Here is a 17,175-nt window from a genome sequence, read left to right as displayed (position 1 = left end):
GCTTCAATCAGTGAGCTTCGTCCCAATTCGCGCCGATACCTGCCTCAACCACCAGCGGCACGTCCAACTGCGCGGCGTTGCTCATGTGCGCACGGATCTCGGCATTGACCTGCTCGAGCAGGTCCTCGCGGACCTCCAGCACCAGTTCGTCGTGCACCTGCAGGATCACCCGGGCATCCAGGCCACTCTCGCTCAGCCAGTTATCGACGTTGACCATGGCGCGCTTGATGATGTCGGCCGCAGTGCCCTGCATCGGCGCGTTGATCGCGGTGCGCTCGGCGCCCCGGCGCAGGGCTGGGTTCTTGGCGGTGATATCCGGCAGGTACAGACGGCGCCCGAACAAGGTTTCGACAAAGCCTTGCTCGGCGGCCTGGGCACGGGTGCGCTCCATGTAGGCGAGCACGCCTGGATAACGGGCGAAGTAGCGGTCGATGTAGTCCTGGGACTGCTTGCGGTCGACCCCGATCTGCTTGGCCAGGCCAAAGGCGCTCATGCCGTAGATCAGGCCGAAGTTGATGGCCTTGGCACTGCGCCGTTGGTCATTGCTGACCTCCTCCAGGGCCACGTTGAAGACCTCGGCAGCGGTCGCCCGGTGCACGTCCAGGTCGTTGCGGAAGGCATGCAGCAAGCCTTCGTCCTTGGCCAGATGCGCCATGATGCGCAGCTCGATCTGCGAATAGTCAGCCGCCAGCAGCTTGTAGCCGGGACTGGCGATGAACGCCTGACGGATGCGTCGACCTTCGGCCGTACGGATCGGGATGTTCTGCAGGTTCGGATCGCTCGAAGACAGACGGCCAGTGGCGGCCACCGCCTGCTGATAGGAAGTGTGAATACGCCCGGTGCGCGGGTTTATCTGCAGCGGCAGTTTGTCGGTGTAGGTGCTTTTCAGCTTGCTCAGGCTGCGGTACTGCATCAGCACTTCAGGCAGCGGATAACCCTGCTCGGCCAGCTCGTCGAGCACGGCCTCGGCGGTAGACGGCTGACCCTTGGCGGTCTTGCTCAGTACCGGCATGCCCAGCTTGTCGTACAGGATCGCGCCCAGCTGCTTGGGCGATCCGAGGTTGAATTGCTCGCCTGCCAGGGAGTAGGCGCGCTGCTCGAGCTCGGCCATCTTCACGCCCAGCTCGCCACTTTGCACCTGCAACAAGGCGGCATCGACCAGCGCGCCCTGGCGCTCGATCTTGGCCAGCACCGGCACCAGTGGCATTTCAATATCCATCAACACGGTCTGCACGCTGGGGGTTTGCGCCAGACGCGCCTGCAAGGCCTGGTGCAGGCGCAGTGTAATGTCCGCGTCTTCGGCGGCATAAGGGCCAGCCTTGTCCAGGTGGATCTGGTTGAAGGTCAGCTGCTTGGCGCCACGCCCGGCGATGTCTTCGAAGGCGATGGTGCTGTGGCTCAGGTATTTCTGCGCCAGGCTGTCCATGTCGTGACGCGTGGCGGTGGAATTGAACACGTACGATTCGAGCATGGTGTCGTAGGCCACGCCGCGCATATGGATGGCAGGCGAGCCGTTGGCCAGGATGTTGATATCGTACTTGGCGTTTTGCCCGACCTTGGCCTTTGCCGGATCCTCGAGCAAGGGCTTGAGCGCCAGGAGCACCGCTTCGCGGTCGAGCTGGGCCGGAGCGCCGTCATAGTCGTGGGCCAGGGGAACGTAGGCGGCTTCATGGGGCTCGACGGCGAACGACACGCCAACCAGCTGCGCCTGTTGCGCATCCAGGCTGGTGGTTTCGGTGTCGAAGGCGAACAGCGGCGCCTCGCGCAGTTTCTGCATCCAGGCGTCGAAACGCGCCTGGTCGAGAACGGTTTCGTACTTCGGTTCGACGTTGGCGACCGGCTCGGCCACAGGCCCTATGTCATCACCGACCTGCGCTGCGTCGCGCTGCACATCGGCGATCCAGGTCTTGAATTCCATCTCGGTGTACAACGCCAACAGCGCTTCGCGGTCGGGCTCGGTGCAGACCAGCGCTTCGACTTCGACGTCCAGGGGTACATCACACTTGATGGTGGCCAGCTCGTAGGACAGGAACGCCGCTTGGCGATGCTCCTCGAGTTTGGCCGGCAGCGACTTGGCGCCACGGATCGCCAGCGTCGGGACCTTGTCCAGGTTCGCGTACAAGTCGCTCAAGCCGCCGCCGATGCCAGTCAGCAAACCCACCGCGGTCTTTTCGCCGACGCCAGGAACGCCGGGAATGTTGTCGACCTTGTCGCCCATCAGGGCGAGGAAGTCGATGATGTGCTCAGGGCCCACGCCAAACTTTTCATGCACCCCGGCCACGTCCAGCACGCTGCCGGTCATGGTGTTGACCAAGGTGATGTGTCCGTCCACCAACTGGGCCATGTCCTTGTCGCCGGTCGAAATGATCACTGGCCGCTGCTGCGCTGCGCTGCTGCGGGCGAGGGTGCCGATCACGTCGTCCGCCTCGACGCCTTCGACGCACAAAAGCGGATAACCCAGCGCCTTGACACTGGCGTGCAGCGGCTCGACCTGTACGCGCAAGTCATCGGGCATGCTGGGGCGGTTGGCCTTGTAATCGGCGAACATGGCATCGCGGAAGGTCCCGCCCTTGGCGTCGAAGACCACGGCGAACAGGCTGTCGGGGTATTGCTTGCGCAGGCTCTTGAGCATGTTCAACACACCTTTGACCGCACCGGTGGGCATGCCCCTGGACGTGGTCAGCGGCGGCAGCGCATGAAAGGCGCGGTAGAGGTAGGAGGAACCGTCCACCAGGACGAGGGGCGCTTGGCTCATGAGCAGAATCAACCTTTTCGGCGGGTCCGGAGCTAGAATAGCCGGATCAATGACGACAAAGGGACTAGGTTATCATGCGTTCACTCAATCGCCTGTTACTGCTCGGCCTGTTGGCAACGCTGCCGGTCGTCACCCTGGCGGCGGACGACGCCCCCTCGGCCGATCCCGAGGTAACCATTCGCACGGAAGGCGATAAAACCATCCAGGAATACCGACAAAACGGCTTCCTGTATGCGATCAAGATCACGCCGAAAAACGGCAAGCCGTATTTCCTGGTCCGCGCCGATGGCTCCGACGGCAATTTCATTCGTTCCGACCAACCGGACATGCTGATTCCGTCCTGGAAGATCTTCGAGTGGTAATCTGACGCGCGCACCGTTCACATCAACCCGGCACTTCCCGGCGGAGTGCCCGTATGGGCTTTTTTTCATCATGTCAGTCTTCACCCCCGTGACCCGGCCTGAGCTGGAAACCTTTCTGGCGCCGTACGAGCTGGGCCGTTTGCTCGACTTCCAGGGCATTGCCGCCGGCACCGAGAACAGCAATTTCTTCGTCAGCCTCGAACAGGGGGAGTTCGTCCTGACGCTGGTCGAGCGCGGTCCGGTCGAAGACATGCCGTTCTTCATCGAACTGCTGGACGTGCTGCATGAGGCCGAGATGCCCGTTCCCTATGCACTGCGTGATCGCGACGGCAACGCCCTGCGCGAGTTGTGCGGCAAGCCGGCCCTGCTGCAGCCGCGGTTGCTCGGCAAGCACATCAAGGCGCCAAACGCCCAGCACTGCGCGCAGGTGGGTGAATTGCTGGCGCACATCCACCTGGCAACCCGCCAGCGCATCATCGAGCGCCGCACCGACCGTGGACTGGACTGGATGCTGGCAGCCGGTGCCGAGCTGCTGCCGCGCCTGAGCGCCGAACAAGCCACCTTGCTGCAGCCGGCGCTCGACGAGATCGTCGCGCACAAGGCGCAGATCCTGGCGCTGCCGCGGGCCAACCTGCATGCCGACCTGTTCCGCGACAATGTGATGTTCGAAGGTACCCACCTGACGGGTGTGATCGATTTCTACAACGCCTGTTCCGGCCCGATGCTGTATGACATCGCCATCACCGTCAACGACTGGTGCCTGGATGAGCACGGCGCCATCGACCTGCCGCGCGCCCAGGCGCTGCTGGCGGCCTACGCCGCCTTGCGCCCATTCACCGCCGCAGAAGCCGAGCTGTGGCCGCAAATGCTGCGGGTAGGTTGCGTGCGCTTCTGGCTGTCGCGCCTGATTGCGGCGCAATCGTTCGCCGGAATGGACGTGATGATTCACGACCCGAGCGAGTTCGAAGTCCGCCTGGCGCAGCGCCAGCAGGTGGCGCTGCACCTGCCCTTCGCGCTCTAGCGGCAGTTTGCCGCTGCTTCACAGCTGTTCGAGGCAGCCTGCGAGGTCACTACTGAGTTTCTCGAGCAGGCGCTCGTAGCCTTTGGCATCGACCGGATCGGTGCCGCCCAGGGCATCCAGCTCGGCCAGGCGCACTGGCAGCCCGGCCGTCAGCGTCTCGGCCAGACGCGGCCGCAACGGTGGCTCGCTGAACACGCAGGTCTTGCCCACTTCCTGCAGACGCTTGCGCATCGCGGCCACGTGCTGGGCGCCGGGCTGGACCTCCGACGCCACGCTGAAGACACCCGTGTGCTGCAGGCCATAAGCCGACTCGAAATAATCGAAGGCTTCATGGAAGACGAAATACGGCTTGCCGGCAATGCCAGCCACGCGCGTCTTGATCCGCGCGTCCAAAGCGTCCAGTCGGTCATTGAACGCCTTCAGGTTGCCTTGATAACGCGCAGCGTTGGCCGGATCGATTGCCGCCAGGTCGGCAGCCATCTTGCCTGCGATCACGCGGGCGTTGAGCGACGACAGCCAAAGGTGGGCATCGAGGCTGCCCGGGCGATGGTCATGGTCGTGGTCATCGCCGCCGGCTTCGTCATGAGAATGGCTGTCTTCGCCGAAATGGCGCAAATGCATGCCCTCAAGCGACTGCACCGCGACCGTCGGCTTACTGCGGCTGCCCAGCACACGTGGCAGGAAGCCCTCCATATCCGGCCCGATCCAGTACAGCAGATCGGCGCTGCCAACGCGCCGCACGTCCGAGGGACGCAGCGCGTAATGGTGCGGCGAGGCGCCGGGTGGCAATAGCACGTCCGGGCTGCCAAGGCCGTCCTGCACAGCGGCGGCGATCTGCTGCAGCGGTTTGATGCTGGTCAGAACCTTGACCTCTGCATGGGCAGAGCAGGCGATAAAAGCGACAAAAAGTACAAGGAATCGGGACACGTGGAATACTCGACTCGTCAGAAACAGGTAACATAATAACGTCTCTATCCAGAACCGTCGCTGCCCATGTCCATCACGCCGCTGGCCCACCGTCCCCATGACCATTCCCACTGCGTCCACAGCGCGCTGGCTGAAGCCGATGCGCTGTGCACCCGCCAAGGCTTGCGCCTGACCGCGTTGCGCCGGCGGGTGCTGGAGCTGGTGTGGCAGAGCCACAAGCCGCTGGGCGCCTACGACATCCTTGCCGTGCTCAGCGAGCAGGACGGCCGCCGGGCAGCCCCGCCCACGGTGTACCGCGCGCTGGACTTCCTGCTGGAAAACGGCCTGGTTCACCGCATCGCCTCGCTCAACGCCTTCATCGGCTGCAGCCACCCGGAGCATGTGCACCAAGGCCAATTCCTGATCTGCCGGGAATGCCACGTGGCCATCGAGCTGGAACAGGACAGCATCAGCGGCGCGATCATCGCCAGTGCCAAGGATGTCGGCTTCAGCGTCGAGACGCAGACGGTTGAAATCGTCGGCCTGTGTGCCAACTGCCGGAGCGCAGCATGAGTGATGCCCTGATCCGCCTTGAGCAGGTCGGCGTCAGCTTTGCAGGCGAGGCCGTGCTTGACAGCATCGACCTGGCGGTGTCGCCCGGCCAGATCGTCACCCTGATCGGCCCCAACGGTGCCGGCAAAACCACCTTGGTGCGTGCCGTGCTCGGCCTGCTCAAACCCCATCGCGGCAAGGTCTGGCGCAAGCCCAAGCTGCGTGTGGGCTACATGCCGCAGAAGATCCAGGTCGATGCCACCTTGCCGTTATCGGTGTTGCGCTTCCTGCGCCTGGTGCCCGGGGTTGACCGCGCAGCGGCGGTGGCGGCACTGCAAGAGGTGGGCGCCGAGCAGGTCATCGACAGCCCGATCCAGACTGTCTCCGGCGGCGAGATGCAGCGGGTGCTGCTGGCCCGAGCGCTGCTGCGCGCGCCGCAGCTCCTGGTGCTGGACGAGCCGGTGCAAGGCGTCGACGTGGTTGGCCAGACCGAGCTGTACAACCTCATCACCCGCCTGCGTGATCGCCACGGCTGCGGCGTGCTGATGGTCTCCCACGACCTGCACCTGGTGATGAGCGCGACCGACCAGGTGGTATGCCTGAACCGTCATATCTGCTGCTCCGGTCACCCCGAGCAGGTCAGCAACGACCCAGCCTTCGTCGAACTGTTTGGCCAGAATGCGCCAAGCCTGGCCGTTTATCACCACCATCATGACCACAGCCATGACCTGCACGGCTCGGTGGTCACCCCCGCCCCCCATGTCCACGGAGCGCATTGCAAGCATGGCTGATTTTCTTCTTTACGCCCTGCTCGCTGGTTTGTCCTTGGCCGTTGTAGCAGGTCCGCTCGGCTCGTTCGTGGTCTGGCGGCGCATGGCGTATTTTGGCGACACCCTGTCCCACGCGGCGCTGCTTGGGGTGGCCATGGGCTTCGTGCTGGACGTCAGCCCGGCCCTCGCGGTGACCGTGGGCTGCCTGCTCCTGGCGATCCTGCTGGTGACCTTGCAGCAACGCCAGCCCCTGGCCTCCGACACGCTGCTGGGCATTCTCGCCCCCAGTACCCTGTCGCTGGGGCTGGTTGTGCTGAGCTTCATGCACGACGTACGCATCGACCTGATGGCGTACCTGTTCGGCGACCTGCTGGCGATCAGCCCCACCGACCTGGCCTGGATCCTCGGGGGTAGTGCCTTGGTGCTGCTGCTGTTGGCGGCACTGTGGCGGCCATTGCTTGCGGTCACCGTGCATGAGGAACTGGCCACGGTCGAGGGGCTGCCGGTCGCCGGTTTGCGCATGGCCCTGATGCTGTTGATTGCCGTGGTGATCGCCGTGGCCATGAAAATCGTCGGCGTGCTGTTGATCACCTCGCTGTTGATCATTCCCGCCGCTGCGGCGCAGCGTCACGCCCGCTCACCGGAACAGATGGCCCTGGGCGCCAGCCTGCTCGGGGTGACGGCGGTCTGCGGCGGCCTGGCGCTGTCCTGGTTCAAGGACACCCCGGCCGGGCCGTCGATCGTGGTCTGTGCAGCAGTGCTATTCTTGCTGAGCCTGGCCCTGCCCAAACGCTGACAAGGCGGGTGCCCTGTGCTGCACCCTGCAACCTTTTACCGGGTAAAGGGTCTGTAAGACTTGTTTTCGAGCGTGCGCACCTGGGTGTAGACTTGCTCGCTTTTTGCGCAAATAGAGAGCCGCAGGAATGAAGCTGTTCGCATCCCGTTATCTGCTTGTTGCCGCGTTTTCACTGTTCCTGGCCGCGTGTTCGCACGCCCCGGTCGAGCAGGCCGCTGCGCCCGCGCAAGCGGACCCCTGGCAGCAGTTGCAGCAAAGCATCGCCAGCAATGAATTGGCCACCGCTGAAGACCAGCTCGCCGGCCTGCAAGCGCAAGCGCCCGCCGATGCGCGACTTGAGCAGTATCAACGACAGCTGGCCGAGGCCTATCTGAAGCGCAGCCAGATCGTGCTGCAGAAAGGCGACGTCAATGCCGCAGCCACCGCCCTGGCCCGGGCCCGCGCACTGATGCCCCAGGCGCCAGCGGTTACCGGCGGCAACGCCATGCACGAGGCGCGCAAGGCAGAGCTCGAGAAAGCCGAGGCAGCGCTCAAGGCGGCCGAATCCAAGCCCCAGGCCCGTGTCATCGACCCCACCGCGCCGAGCACCGTCATCGCCTTGAAAACCACCGACCTGCCAGCCATGCGCCGACAGCTCGACGAAATCGCCAAGGATGTCGTCAATTATCAATGTGAGGTGGTGTTCCAGGTCCCGCGTACGCAAGACGCGCCGTGGCTCAAGACCCTGTTGGAAAAACGCGTGCACAAGCTCGACAGTGAGTTCGCGCTGAAACAGAAGCACCAGATCCAGCGTTCGCTGCCGGCGCAGGTGGTGCTGGTGCCGCACCAGCAATAAGGCCGAGGCGGGGCAAGCTGGCTTGCCCCGCGCTTGGCTGGCATCAGGCAGGAATGGCTTCAGCCGCTGCCTCACGCTCCCACACCCGGTGACCCTCGACGGCCTTGACGAAGGCGTCGACGGTCTTCTGGTCGTCGCCGAGCAACAGCCCCTTGTCTTCCTTCAGGCCCAGTGCATCGACCAGGGACTTGGCCTCCTTGGCAAAGCCGATCGCCTTGAGGTGCTTGTAGGCTTCGAGCAGGAAGTGCTTGGCCAGGCCACTGGCGGCCATGGCATCTAGCGACGCCTTGCCTCCCGGCACCACGACACCGTCGAACATGATCGAAGGCATGCCTTCCATCGAGGCGTCGACCGGCAGTTGCTTGCCATCGGCTGTTTTCACCGGTGCCGAGGTCGGGCCGAGCAGCAGGATACGCGCGCTGTGCGCCTCCAGCGCCTTGACCAGGCGATCGACCGCCGTGCCATCCACGCCGTTGGCGACCAATACCGCGATCTTGCGCCCCTTGATGCCGACCACACCGAGATGATTCATCTGGCTCAAGGCTGGTGATTTCGCCAGTTGGCTGCCCTTGACCTGCACAGTACCGGCCGTGGGTGCTGGCAGGCCGAGGTTCTCCGCCACCGCAGCGGCCAGCTTGAGGTCGATGTTGGCCAGAATCTCATTAACCTGACGCGCGCGGATGTGCTCGCGCTCGACCTTGCCCAGCTCGAAGCTGTAGGCCTTGATGATGTGCTGCTGCTCGGTCGGGCTCATGCTCTGGAAGAACAGGCGCGCCTGGGAGAAGTGATCGCTGAACGAATCGCTGCGCTGGCGGATCTTGTGCGCGTCGATGCGTTCCTGGTAGCTCTCGAAACCGCCATCCTGCGCCGCTGGCGGCGTCTCCTTGGGCCAGCCGCCATCGATCGAGTTGGGCTCGTAGGAAGCACGCCCCTTGTGCACGATGTGCTGATGCATCGCATCGCGCTGGTTGTTGTGGTTCGGCGCCACCGGCTGGTTGATCGGGATCTGGTGGAAGTTAGGCCCGCCCAGACGGCTGATCTGCGTGTCGGTGTAGGAGAACAGGCGACCCTGCAGCAACGGGTCGTTGGTGAAGTCGATGCCTGGCACGATGTGGCCAGGGCAGAAGGCGACCTGCTCGACTTCAGCGAAGAAGTTGTCCGGGTTGCGATTGAGCACCATCTTGCCCAGTGGCGTCACCGGCACCAGCTCTTCCGGGATGATCTTGGTCGGGTCCAGCAGGTCGAAGTCGAACTTGTGCTCGTCGGCTTCGGCAACGATCTGCACGCCCAGCTCCCATTCGGGATAGTCGCCGGTTTCGATGGCTTCCCAGAGGTCACGGCGCTGGAAGTCGGTGTCCTTGCCCGCCAGTTTCTGCGCCTCGTCCCACAGCAGTGAATGCACGCCCTGACGGGGTTTCCAATGGAATTTGACGAAGCTGGCCACGCCTTCGGCGTTGATCAGGCGGAAGGTGTGCACGCCAAAGCCTTCCATCATCCGCAGGCTGCGCGGAATCGCCCGGTCGGACATGGCCCAGACCACCATGTGCGCCGACTCGGGCACCAGCGAGACGAAGTCCCAGAAGGTGTCATGGGCCGAACCGCCAGTGGGGATCTCATTGTGCGGCTCAGGTTTTACCGCGTGCACGAAATCGGGGAATTTGATCGCGTCCTGAATGAAGAACACCGGCATGTTGTTGCCGACCAGGTCGAAGTTACCTTCGTCGGTAAAGAACTTCACCGCGAAGCCGCGGACGTCACGCACCGTATCGCCCGAGCCGCGCGGGCCTTGCACGGTGGAGAAGCGCACGAACACCGGGGTCTGTTTTTCCGGGTCCTGGAGGAAGCCAGCCTTGGTCAGCTCGGCATGCTTGCCATAGCTCTGGAAGTAACCGTGAGCACCCGTACCACGGGCATGCACGATACGCTCAGGGATGCGCTCGTGGTCGAAGTGCGTGATCTTCTCGCGCATGATGAAGTCTTCAAGCAGCGAGGGGCCGCGGGGGCCGACCTTGAGCGTGTTCTGGTTGTCGGCGATGCGCACGCCCTGGTTGGTGCGCAGCGCTTGGCCGGTGGCATCGCTACGGGCTTTCTCCAGCGCCTGCAGCTTGGCGTTGGTATTGGCGCGGTCTGGGGTGTCGGTGCCGGCGAGCTGGCTCTGTTTCGGCGAATCCGGGTTCTTGCTGGGCATCTCGGCTCTCCTTATCAGTCATCAGGCGTGCCCTCGTCGGGCTCGTTCTACTAATGACTGGGGCGCCCCGCTGAGCGTTCAATCGGGATTACCGGTTGTCGTGATATGCCCGAAGGATTGGTGGATGACGAAATAAATGCTAAGAACAGCCAGTGGAAAAGGCTAAAATGCGCGACCCAGCCAACCGCTGACCCCAATTCCATGCGCCCCACAAGGTTCGCTACGTGATCGAGTTCCAACGAGTACACAAGACCTACCGCGTCGCCGGTAGGGAAATCCCCGCACTGCACCCGACCAGCCTGACCATCGATAACGGCCAGGTGTTCGGCCTGATCGGCCATTCCGGTGCCGGCAAGAGCACCTTGCTGCGCCTGATCAACCGCCTTGAAGAACCTTCCGGCGGCACGATCATCGTCGACGGCGAAGACGTCACCGCGTTCAACGCCAGCCAACTGCGCGGCTTGCGCCAGCAAGTCGGGATGATCTTCCAGCACTTCAACCTGCTGGCGTCGAAAACCGTGGCCGACAACGTCGCCCTGCCATTGACCCTGGCCGGTGAATTGTCGCGCAGCGAGATCGACCAGCGCGTCAGCGAACTGCTGGCCCGGGTCGGCCTGCAGGACCACGCGCGCAAGTACCCGGCGCAGCTGTCCGGCGGGCAGAAGCAGCGGGTCGGCATTGCCCGCGCGCTGTCGACCAACCCAAAGATCCTGCTGTGCGACGAGGCCACCAGCGCCCTCGACCCGCAGACCACGGCTTCGGTGCTGCAGCTGCTGGCCGAGATCAACCGCGAACTGAAACTGACCATCGTGCTGATCACCCATGAAATGGACGTGATCCGCCGTGTCTGTGACCGCGTGGCGGTGATGGACGCCGGCCAGATCGTCGAGCAAGGCTCGGTGGCCGATGTGTTCCTGCATCCGCAGCACCCGACCACCAAACGCTTCGTCCAGGAAGACGAACAGGTCGATGAAGGCGAGCAGCGCGACGACTTCGCCCACGTGCCAGGGCGCATCGTGCGCCTGACGTTCCAGGGCGATGCTACCTATGCACCGCTGCTGGGCACCGTGGCGCGCGAGACCGGCGTCGACTACAGCATCCTGGCCGGGCGTATCGACCGCATCAAGGATGTTCCCTATGGCCAGCTCACCCTTGCCTTGATCGGCGGGGACATGGAAGCGGCCTTCGCCCGCTTCACGGCAGCTGATGTACATATGGAGGTACTGCGTTGATGGACGCCCTGAATTTCTTCGCCAACGTCGACTGGTCCGAAATCTGGCTGGCCAGCGTCGATACCATGATCATGTTGTTCGGCTCGCTGTTCTTCACCGTGCTGCTGGGCTTGCCGCTGGGCGTGCTGCTGTTTCTCTGCGGGCCGAAGCAGATGTTCGAGCAGAAGGGCGTGTACGCCTTGCTGTCGCTGGTGGTCAATATCCTGCGGTCGCTGCCGTTCATCATCCTGCTGATCGTGATGATCCCGATCACCGTACTGATCACCGGCACTTCGCTGGGCGTCGCCGGGGCCATCCCGCCGCTGGTCGTCGGCGCCACGCCGTTCTTCGCACGCCTGGTGGAAACCGCATTGCGGGAAGTGGACCGCGGCATCATCGAGGCTACCCAGTCGATGGGCGCCACCACCCGGCAGATCATCACCAGCGCGCTGCTGCCCGAGGCCCGTCCGGGTATCTTCGCGGCCATCACCGTCACCGCCATTACCTTGGTGTCCTACACCGCAATGGCCGGTGTGGTCGGTGCAGGCGGTCTTGGCGATCTGGCGATCCGCTTCGGCTACCAGCGCTTCCAGACCGACGTGATGGTAGTGACCGTGGTGCTGTTGCTGGTGCTGGTGCAGATTCTGCAGAGCGTGGGCGACAAACTGGTCGTGCATTTTTCCCGTAAGTAACCCCAATGGGGTCGGCCTGGCCGACCCGTTCGGGGGCCGTCGCGGCCCTCACAAGGAGTGATTCATGAAGAAGCTGCTTGCTGTTGTCGCCGCTGTCGCGGCCTTCTCGGCCAATGCCGAGTCCCTGACGGTCGCCGCCACGCCGGTGCCACACGCCGAGATTCTCAATTTCGTCAAACCGCAGCTGGCGAAACAGGGCGTGGAGCTCAAGGTCAAGGAATTCACCGACTACGTGCAGCCGAACGTGCAGGTGGCGGAGAAGCGCCTGGATGCCAACTTCTTCCAGCACCAGCCTTACCTGGATGAGTTCAACAAGGCCAAGGGCACCGACCTGGTCAGCGTCACCGGTGTGCACATCGAACCGCTGGGCGTGTATTCGACCAAGCTCAAGAAGCTCGATGAGCTGCCATCGGGTGCCACCGTGGTCATCCCCAACGATGCCACCAACGGCGGCCGTGCCCTGCTGCTGCTGGACAAGGCCGGGGTAATCAAGCTCAAGGACAGCAGCAACATCCTGTCCACCGTCAAGGACATTGCCGAGAACCCCAAGAACGTCAAGTTTCGTGAGCTGGAAGCGGCGACCATCCCGCGCGTGCTGACCCAGGTCGATGCCGCCTTGATCAACACCAACTACGCCTTGGAAGCCAAGCTGAACCCTGAGAAGGACGCCTTGGCCATCGAGGGCAGCGATTCACCGTACGTGAATATCCTGGTGGCCCGTCCGGACAACAAGGACGCGGACGCGATGAAAAAACTCGCGGCGGCGCTGCATTCGCCTGAAGTGAAGCAGTTCATCACCGAGAAATACAAAGGCGCCGTGGTACCGGCCTTCTAAGCCGCACCACGCTCGCTCAAAAAGCAGCGCGGGCAGACCGGATCGGCGGTTTGACCGCGCTGCTTTTTTTGCGCGTCGGCTCAGTCCCGCTTCACCAGGCCGGGCAATTGCGCCACCAGCTTCTGATTGTTGAACGGCGCGCGGATGAACCCACGCTGACGTCCGTCTGGCCCGACGATGGCCAGGTTGCCGCTGTGATCGACGGTGTACCCCGGCTTGCTGGTATCGGCCGGAATGAACGGAATGCTCAAGGCGTTGGCCAGTTTCTGGGTGTCCTCGATCGAGCCTGAGACCCCCACGAAATCCTTGTCGAAGTAACCCAGGTACTGCTTGAGCTGGTTCGGCGTATCGCGGTTGGGGTCGACACTCACCAGCACCACCTGCAGCCGTTCCAGCGCAGCCTTGGGCAGCTCGCTCTTGACCTGGCGCAGCTGGGCCAGGGTGGTAGGGCAGATGTCCGGGCAATAGGTGTAGCCGAAGAACAGCAGCGACCATTTGCCCTTGAGGTCGGCCAGGTGCAGCGGCTGGCCGTTCTGGTCGGTCATGGTGACATCCGCTACCGCACGGCTTTGCGGCAACAGAATGATGCCTGCATCGATCAGCTCGGTGGGGTTGGGCTGGTCCTTGCCATTGAGCACCTTGTTCACGGTCAGGCCCAGGATCAGCGCGACCAGGGCAACGAGGATGAAGACGGTTTTCTGGGTTCGGGTCATAGATTCAGCAACAGGTAATGGTCAACGAGCAACGCGATGAACAGTGCGAACAGGTAGACGATGGAGTACTTGAACGTACCGATTGCCGCGTGCAGCCGGCTGCCACGGTACAACACCCAGGCCCACTGCAGGAAGCGCAGGCCGAGGGCGAGGGCACAGGCCAGGTAAAGCGGGCCGCTCATGTGAATGACGAACGGCAACAGGCTCACTGCCAGCAGGATCAGGCTGTAGAGCAGGATATGCAGCTTGGTGTAGTGCTCGCCATGGGTGACCGGCAGCATGGGGATGTCGGCCTTGGCGTACTCCTGCTTGCGATGGATGGCCAAGGCCCAGAAGTGCGGCGGGGTCCAGGCGAAGATGATCAGCATCAACAGCAGCGGCTCGGCACTGACCTGCCCGCTGACCGCGACCCAGCCTAGCAACGGCGGCGCGGCGCCAGCCACACCGCCTATGACGATGTTCTGCGGCGTGGCACGCTTGAGCAAGCCGGTGTAAAGCAGCGCATAACCCAATAGCGAGGCGAGGGTCAGCCAGGCAGTCAAGGCGTTGGTGAAGCGCAGCAACAGGGTCATGCCCAGCACGCCCAAGGCCAGGGCGAACAGCAACGCGGGTAACGGCTCGACCCGCCCTTGGGCCAGCGGCCGCTTGTAGGTGCGCGCCATCAGCGCATCGATGCGCCGGTCGAGCACATGATTGACCACCGCCGCGCTGCCCGCGCACAGCCCGATACCTAGATTGCCGAAGAGCAGCACGCCCCAGCCGACCCCCGCGCGCGTCGCCAGGAACATCCCCACCAGCGAGGTGATCAGCATCAGCACGACCACCTTTGGCTTGGTCAGCTCCAGGTAGTCGCGCCAGCTTGCCTGCTGTGCCTTCAGAATCGTCGCCACGAATCCTTCCTCATGTTATGGGTGATGCCCACAGCGGCGACTGGGCGCAGACGCCAGCCTCGGCCAACGCCGACCCGCACTTTGTCGATCACCCGAATCCGGTAGTTCACCAGCACCATGCACAGCAGCAGCAGCGCGCCACCGGCGTTGTGTGCGACCGCCACCGGCAGCGGCAAGTGGAACAGGATATTGCTGATGCCCAGGCCGACCTGTACCAGCAATGCCAGCAGCACCAGGCGCGAGAGCCCGGCCAGGCCGCAGCGGTACAGTTTCCACGAAAGCAGCAGCAGCACCGCTGTCACCAGCAGCGCACCCAAGCGGTGACTCATGTGGATCGCCGTGCGGGCGTCGCTGTCGAGCTGTCCGCCCAGGTAGTTGGGGCCGACGTGCTGAGTCAGGTGAAAGCCGTTACTGAAGTCGGCTGCCGGCCACCACTGGCCATGGCAGGTAGGCAGGTCGATGCAAGCCACCGCTGCGTAGTTGGCACTGACCCAGCCGCCCAGGGCGATCTGACCGATCACCAGCAAAAACCCCAGCGCCGCCAGGCGGCGCAGGCTCAACGGTAGCTTCGGCAGCGGCGCGAAGGCCCGGGACAGGCGCAGCGCCAGCAGCAGAAGCAGGCTGAGGGTGGTGAAACCGCCAAGCAGGTGCGCAGTGACCACCTGCGGCCATAGTTTGAGCGTCACTGTCCACATGCCGAATGCTGCCTGCGCCAGTACTACGCCCAACAACAGAAGCGGCAAGCGATAGGGTTGCCCGTCGCGGCCGTGGCGGCGTACCGCCTGCACTGCCAGCGCGGCGATGACCAGCGCCAGGGTGCCGGCAAAATAGCGATGCACCATCTCGGCCCAGCCCTTGGCCGCTTCCACCGGGTGCTCTGGAAAATGCTGCTCGGCATGGGCCAGTTGCGCTTCGCCCTTGGGCACGCCGATGAAGCCATAGCAACCAGGCCAGTCCGGGCAGCCCAGCCCGGCATGGGTCAGACGGGTGTAGGCGCCGAGCATGACCACCAGCAGCGCGAGCAGGGTGGCGAACACGGCAAGGCGAAAACCGGGTCTGGCCATGGCAGGCTCCTAGCCGATGTTGGAGAGCTTGAGCAGGTGGCGCAGGTCGTCGAGCACGTGCTTGCCGTTGACCTTGGCGTCGTAGCGCAGCACCAGGTTGCCGTGCGGATCGACGATCCACAGTTGCGGACCGGCTTCACCGACCTGCTCCTGGTAGCGCTGGACATCCAGCGCATAGCGCTGCAATTGCGGGTATTCACGCCCCAGCAGCGCTTGAAAGGCCTGCGGCAGCGGTTGCGCCGCCGCCAGCGCATGGCTGGCGCGGCTGGCATCCCGGCCCAGGCCGACCTGGATCTGCCGCACCAGGTACACCAGTCGTTGGCAATCGGCAGCGCAGGCTCGCGGGGCGCTGACCAGCAACTGCCAGCGCCGGTCGTCGCCGGCCACGCCCAGGTCGGCGCGGCTTTGACCATTGCCGATCATCGTGCCGTGGTAGCTGCGACCCTCCGGCACCCAGAACTTGAGCTTGTACATGCAGGTGGCCAGGATCATCGGGCCGAGCACCACCAGGAGGATCAGAATCAGCTGCAAACGCCCGCGGGCCCTGGGGTTGCTACGTTCAGGCAGGTCCAGTCGAGTGGCGGTGGCCATGCGCTTTCTCCTTCTTGTGATGCCAGCCGAAATAGAGGTAGAGCAACAGCAAGGTGATGGCCAGGGCGAACCACTGCACGGCGTAGCCAAGGTGCTTTTCCGGACCCATGGCAACCAAGGGCCAGTCCACTCGGTAGGCGGCAGGGCCTGGTTCCAGACGCAGTTCATGGGCAAAACCGTGACGCTCGAGCTGTTGCCATAGCGCCCCGGGCTCAAGGGCATTGAGCACATGCGGCCATTGCGCCCCCGCCGCGTCTGGGCGCAGCACGAATGCGCGACCAGGCGTTACGTACACCGAGGCGTCCAGCTCCAGGGCCTCGACGGGCGTTTTGAATTGCACCGGTATGCGCCGATCGGGCCACGCCAACCAGCCTCGATTGATCAGCAACCACACGTCACTGGCCTGGTCATGGAAGGCCTGCAGCAGCTCGACCCCGGCCTGGCCATCGCGCATGCGGTTGTCCAGCAGCACGCTGTGCTCGGCATCGAAATGCCCGTAGAGGCGTACCCGCAGGTAGGCCTGGTCTTGCTCGCTCGACAATTGCGTGGCGTCCAGGGGCGTCGCGATCCGCCGCTCGGCATAGGTCGCCAGCAACAGGCGCTTTTGTTCGGCGCGGCCAAGTTGCCAGCAGCCCAGGGCGATCAACCCTGGCAGCATCGCCAGGACCAGCAGGGTCGGTAGCCAGCCTGGGCGGAACGTCCTCATCGAGGCCCCGCCACGTCGATCGCTATACTGGTTTGCATCACTACCTCCTTGGAGTATCGCCATGCTCAAGGCCGCGATTGTCCTGATGCTGTTGGCCACGATTGCCAGCCTGTTCAGTGGGCTGGTGTTTCTGATCAAGGACGATGAACACTCCACCCGCCTGCTCAAGGCCCTGACCGTGCGCGTGACCCTGGCCGCGCTGACCGTCGGCCTGGTTGCCTGGGGCTTCATCAGCGGTCAGCTGGTGTCGCACGCGCCTTTCTGAAGTCCGCACGGGGTTGTCCGGCG

Annotated in this window: 18 protein-coding genes; 10 read left to right on the top strand and 8 right to left on the bottom strand. The window is 63.8% G+C overall.

The genetic code is table 11. From position 1 onward, the window contains the following. Positions 1 to 7: 7 nt before the first annotated feature. Positions 8 to 2,755 carry a DNA polymerase I gene (polA, locus tag ACLEJW_RS08130; protein WP_440777320.1) on the bottom strand — a complete coding sequence of 916 codons (2,748 nt, stop codon included), beginning with the start codon at positions 2,753 to 2,755 and terminating at the stop codon, positions 8 to 10. A gap of 74 nt (positions 2,756 to 2,829) precedes the next feature. On the opposite strand from polA, the gene ACLEJW_RS08125 reads away from it, so the two are divergent. After that, positions 2,830 to 3,117 carry a DUF2782 domain-containing protein gene (locus ACLEJW_RS08125; protein WP_145184858.1) on the top strand — a complete coding sequence of 96 codons (288 nt, stop codon included), beginning with the start codon at positions 2,830 to 2,832 and terminating at the stop codon, positions 3,115 to 3,117. Positions 3,118 to 3,187: 70 nt separating this feature from the next. Then, on the top strand, positions 3,188 to 4,138 hold the full coding sequence (locus ACLEJW_RS08120; protein ID WP_313296179.1) for a homoserine kinase: 951 nt from the start codon (positions 3,188 to 3,190) through the stop codon (positions 4,136 to 4,138). An 18-nt stretch (positions 4,139 to 4,156) separates the two neighbouring features. On the opposite strand, the gene ACLEJW_RS08115 is transcribed toward ACLEJW_RS08120, so the two are convergent. Continuing rightward, entirely contained in the window at positions 4,157 to 5,065 is a 909-nt protein-coding gene (locus ACLEJW_RS08115; RefSeq protein ID WP_256675013.1) for a zinc ABC transporter substrate-binding protein, read from the bottom strand. Between the two features lie 66 nt (positions 5,066 to 5,131). On the opposite strand from ACLEJW_RS08115, the gene zur reads away from it, so the two are divergent. The 4 genes from zur to ACLEJW_RS08095 all read left to right on the top strand — a co-directional run bounded on the left by zur (position 5,132) and on the right by ACLEJW_RS08095 (position 7,997). Continuing rightward, positions 5,132 to 5,617, top strand: a complete 486-nt coding sequence (zur, locus tag ACLEJW_RS08110) for a zinc uptake transcriptional repressor Zur (RefSeq protein WP_145184849.1) — start codon at positions 5,132 to 5,134, stop codon at positions 5,615 to 5,617. Further along, positions 5,614 to 6,387: a zinc ABC transporter ATP-binding protein ZnuC gene (gene znuC, locus ACLEJW_RS08105; RefSeq protein WP_313296174.1), complete on the top strand. Its 774-nt coding sequence runs from the start codon at positions 5,614 to 5,616 to the stop codon at positions 6,385 to 6,387. Before zur ends, znuC begins: the two co-directional genes overlap by 4 nt. Further along, complete coding sequence (gene znuB, locus ACLEJW_RS08100) at positions 6,380 to 7,162, top strand: zinc ABC transporter permease subunit ZnuB (protein ID WP_145184843.1); 783 nt, start codon at positions 6,380 to 6,382, stop codon at positions 7,160 to 7,162. The genes znuC and znuB overlap by 8 nt, the downstream gene beginning before the upstream one ends. 127 nt (positions 7,163 to 7,289) lie before the next feature. Next, complete coding sequence (locus ACLEJW_RS08095) at positions 7,290 to 7,997, top strand: PA5502 family lipoprotein (protein ID WP_145184840.1); 708 nt, start codon at positions 7,290 to 7,292, stop codon at positions 7,995 to 7,997. 43 nt (positions 7,998 to 8,040) lie between these two features. Here ACLEJW_RS08095 and katE read toward each other — a convergent pair whose 3' ends face one another. Next, a complete protein-coding gene (gene katE, locus ACLEJW_RS08090; protein WP_145184837.1) occupies positions 8,041 to 10,185 on the bottom strand; it encodes a catalase HPII in 2,145 nt (714 codons plus the stop codon). 224 nt (positions 10,186 to 10,409) lie between these two features. Between katE and ACLEJW_RS08085 the strand changes: the two genes are divergently transcribed. The 3 genes from ACLEJW_RS08085 to ACLEJW_RS08075 all read left to right on the top strand — a co-directional run bounded on the left by ACLEJW_RS08085 (position 10,410) and on the right by ACLEJW_RS08075 (position 12,923). Beyond that, entirely contained in the window at positions 10,410 to 11,417 is a 1,008-nt protein-coding gene (locus tag ACLEJW_RS08085) for a methionine ABC transporter ATP-binding protein (RefSeq protein WP_440777319.1), read from the top strand. Further along, entirely contained in the window at positions 11,417 to 12,088 is a 672-nt protein-coding gene (locus ACLEJW_RS08080) for a methionine ABC transporter permease (RefSeq protein ID WP_145184831.1), read from the top strand. Before ACLEJW_RS08085 ends, ACLEJW_RS08080 begins: the two co-directional genes overlap by 1 nt. A gap of 64 nt (positions 12,089 to 12,152) precedes the next feature. Then, a complete protein-coding gene (locus ACLEJW_RS08075) occupies positions 12,153 to 12,923 on the top strand; it encodes a MetQ/NlpA family ABC transporter substrate-binding protein (protein WP_145184828.1) in 771 nt (256 codons plus the stop codon). A gap of 80 nt (positions 12,924 to 13,003) precedes the next feature. On the opposite strand, the gene ACLEJW_RS08070 is transcribed toward ACLEJW_RS08075, so the two are convergent. From ACLEJW_RS08070 to ACLEJW_RS08050, 5 genes are read right to left on the bottom strand one after another with little or no spacing between them, the layout of a single operon-like run. Continuing rightward, entirely contained in the window at positions 13,004 to 13,636 is a 633-nt protein-coding gene (locus tag ACLEJW_RS08070) for an SCO family protein (protein ID WP_440777318.1), read from the bottom strand. Beyond that, the gene (gene cyoE, locus ACLEJW_RS08065) at positions 13,633 to 14,526 is read right to left on the bottom strand and encodes a heme o synthase (protein WP_440777317.1); all 894 of its coding nucleotides are present in this window, start codon (positions 14,524 to 14,526) and stop codon (positions 13,633 to 13,635) included. Before cyoE ends, ACLEJW_RS08070 begins: the two co-directional genes overlap by 4 nt. Next, complete coding sequence (locus tag ACLEJW_RS08060; protein ID WP_440777316.1) at positions 14,511 to 15,590, bottom strand: COX15/CtaA family protein; 1,080 nt, start codon at positions 15,588 to 15,590, stop codon at positions 14,511 to 14,513. The genes cyoE and ACLEJW_RS08060 overlap by 16 nt, the downstream gene beginning before the upstream one ends. A gap of 9 nt (positions 15,591 to 15,599) precedes the next feature. After that, positions 15,600 to 16,181 carry a hypothetical protein gene (locus ACLEJW_RS08055; protein WP_145184816.1) on the bottom strand — a complete coding sequence of 194 codons (582 nt, stop codon included), beginning with the start codon at positions 16,179 to 16,181 and terminating at the stop codon, positions 15,600 to 15,602. Then, a complete protein-coding gene (locus ACLEJW_RS08050) occupies positions 16,150 to 16,887 on the bottom strand; it encodes an SURF1 family protein (protein WP_440777315.1) in 738 nt (245 codons plus the stop codon). The genes ACLEJW_RS08055 and ACLEJW_RS08050 overlap by 32 nt, the downstream gene beginning before the upstream one ends. Before the next feature lie 61 nt (positions 16,888 to 16,948). Between ACLEJW_RS08050 and ACLEJW_RS08045 the strand changes: the two genes are divergently transcribed. Then, positions 16,949 to 17,152 carry a twin transmembrane helix small protein gene (locus ACLEJW_RS08045; RefSeq protein WP_313296159.1) on the top strand — a complete coding sequence of 68 codons (204 nt, stop codon included), beginning with the start codon at positions 16,949 to 16,951 and terminating at the stop codon, positions 17,150 to 17,152. Positions 17,153 to 17,175 lie beyond the last annotated feature (23 nt).

Origin of the sequence: Pseudomonas sp. SMSB3, from assembly GCF_052041965.1 — a bacterium.
Taxonomy (GTDB): Bacteria; Pseudomonadota; Gammaproteobacteria; order Pseudomonadales; family Pseudomonadaceae; genus Aquipseudomonas.
This window is presented reverse-complemented; position numbering and strand designations above follow the sequence as displayed.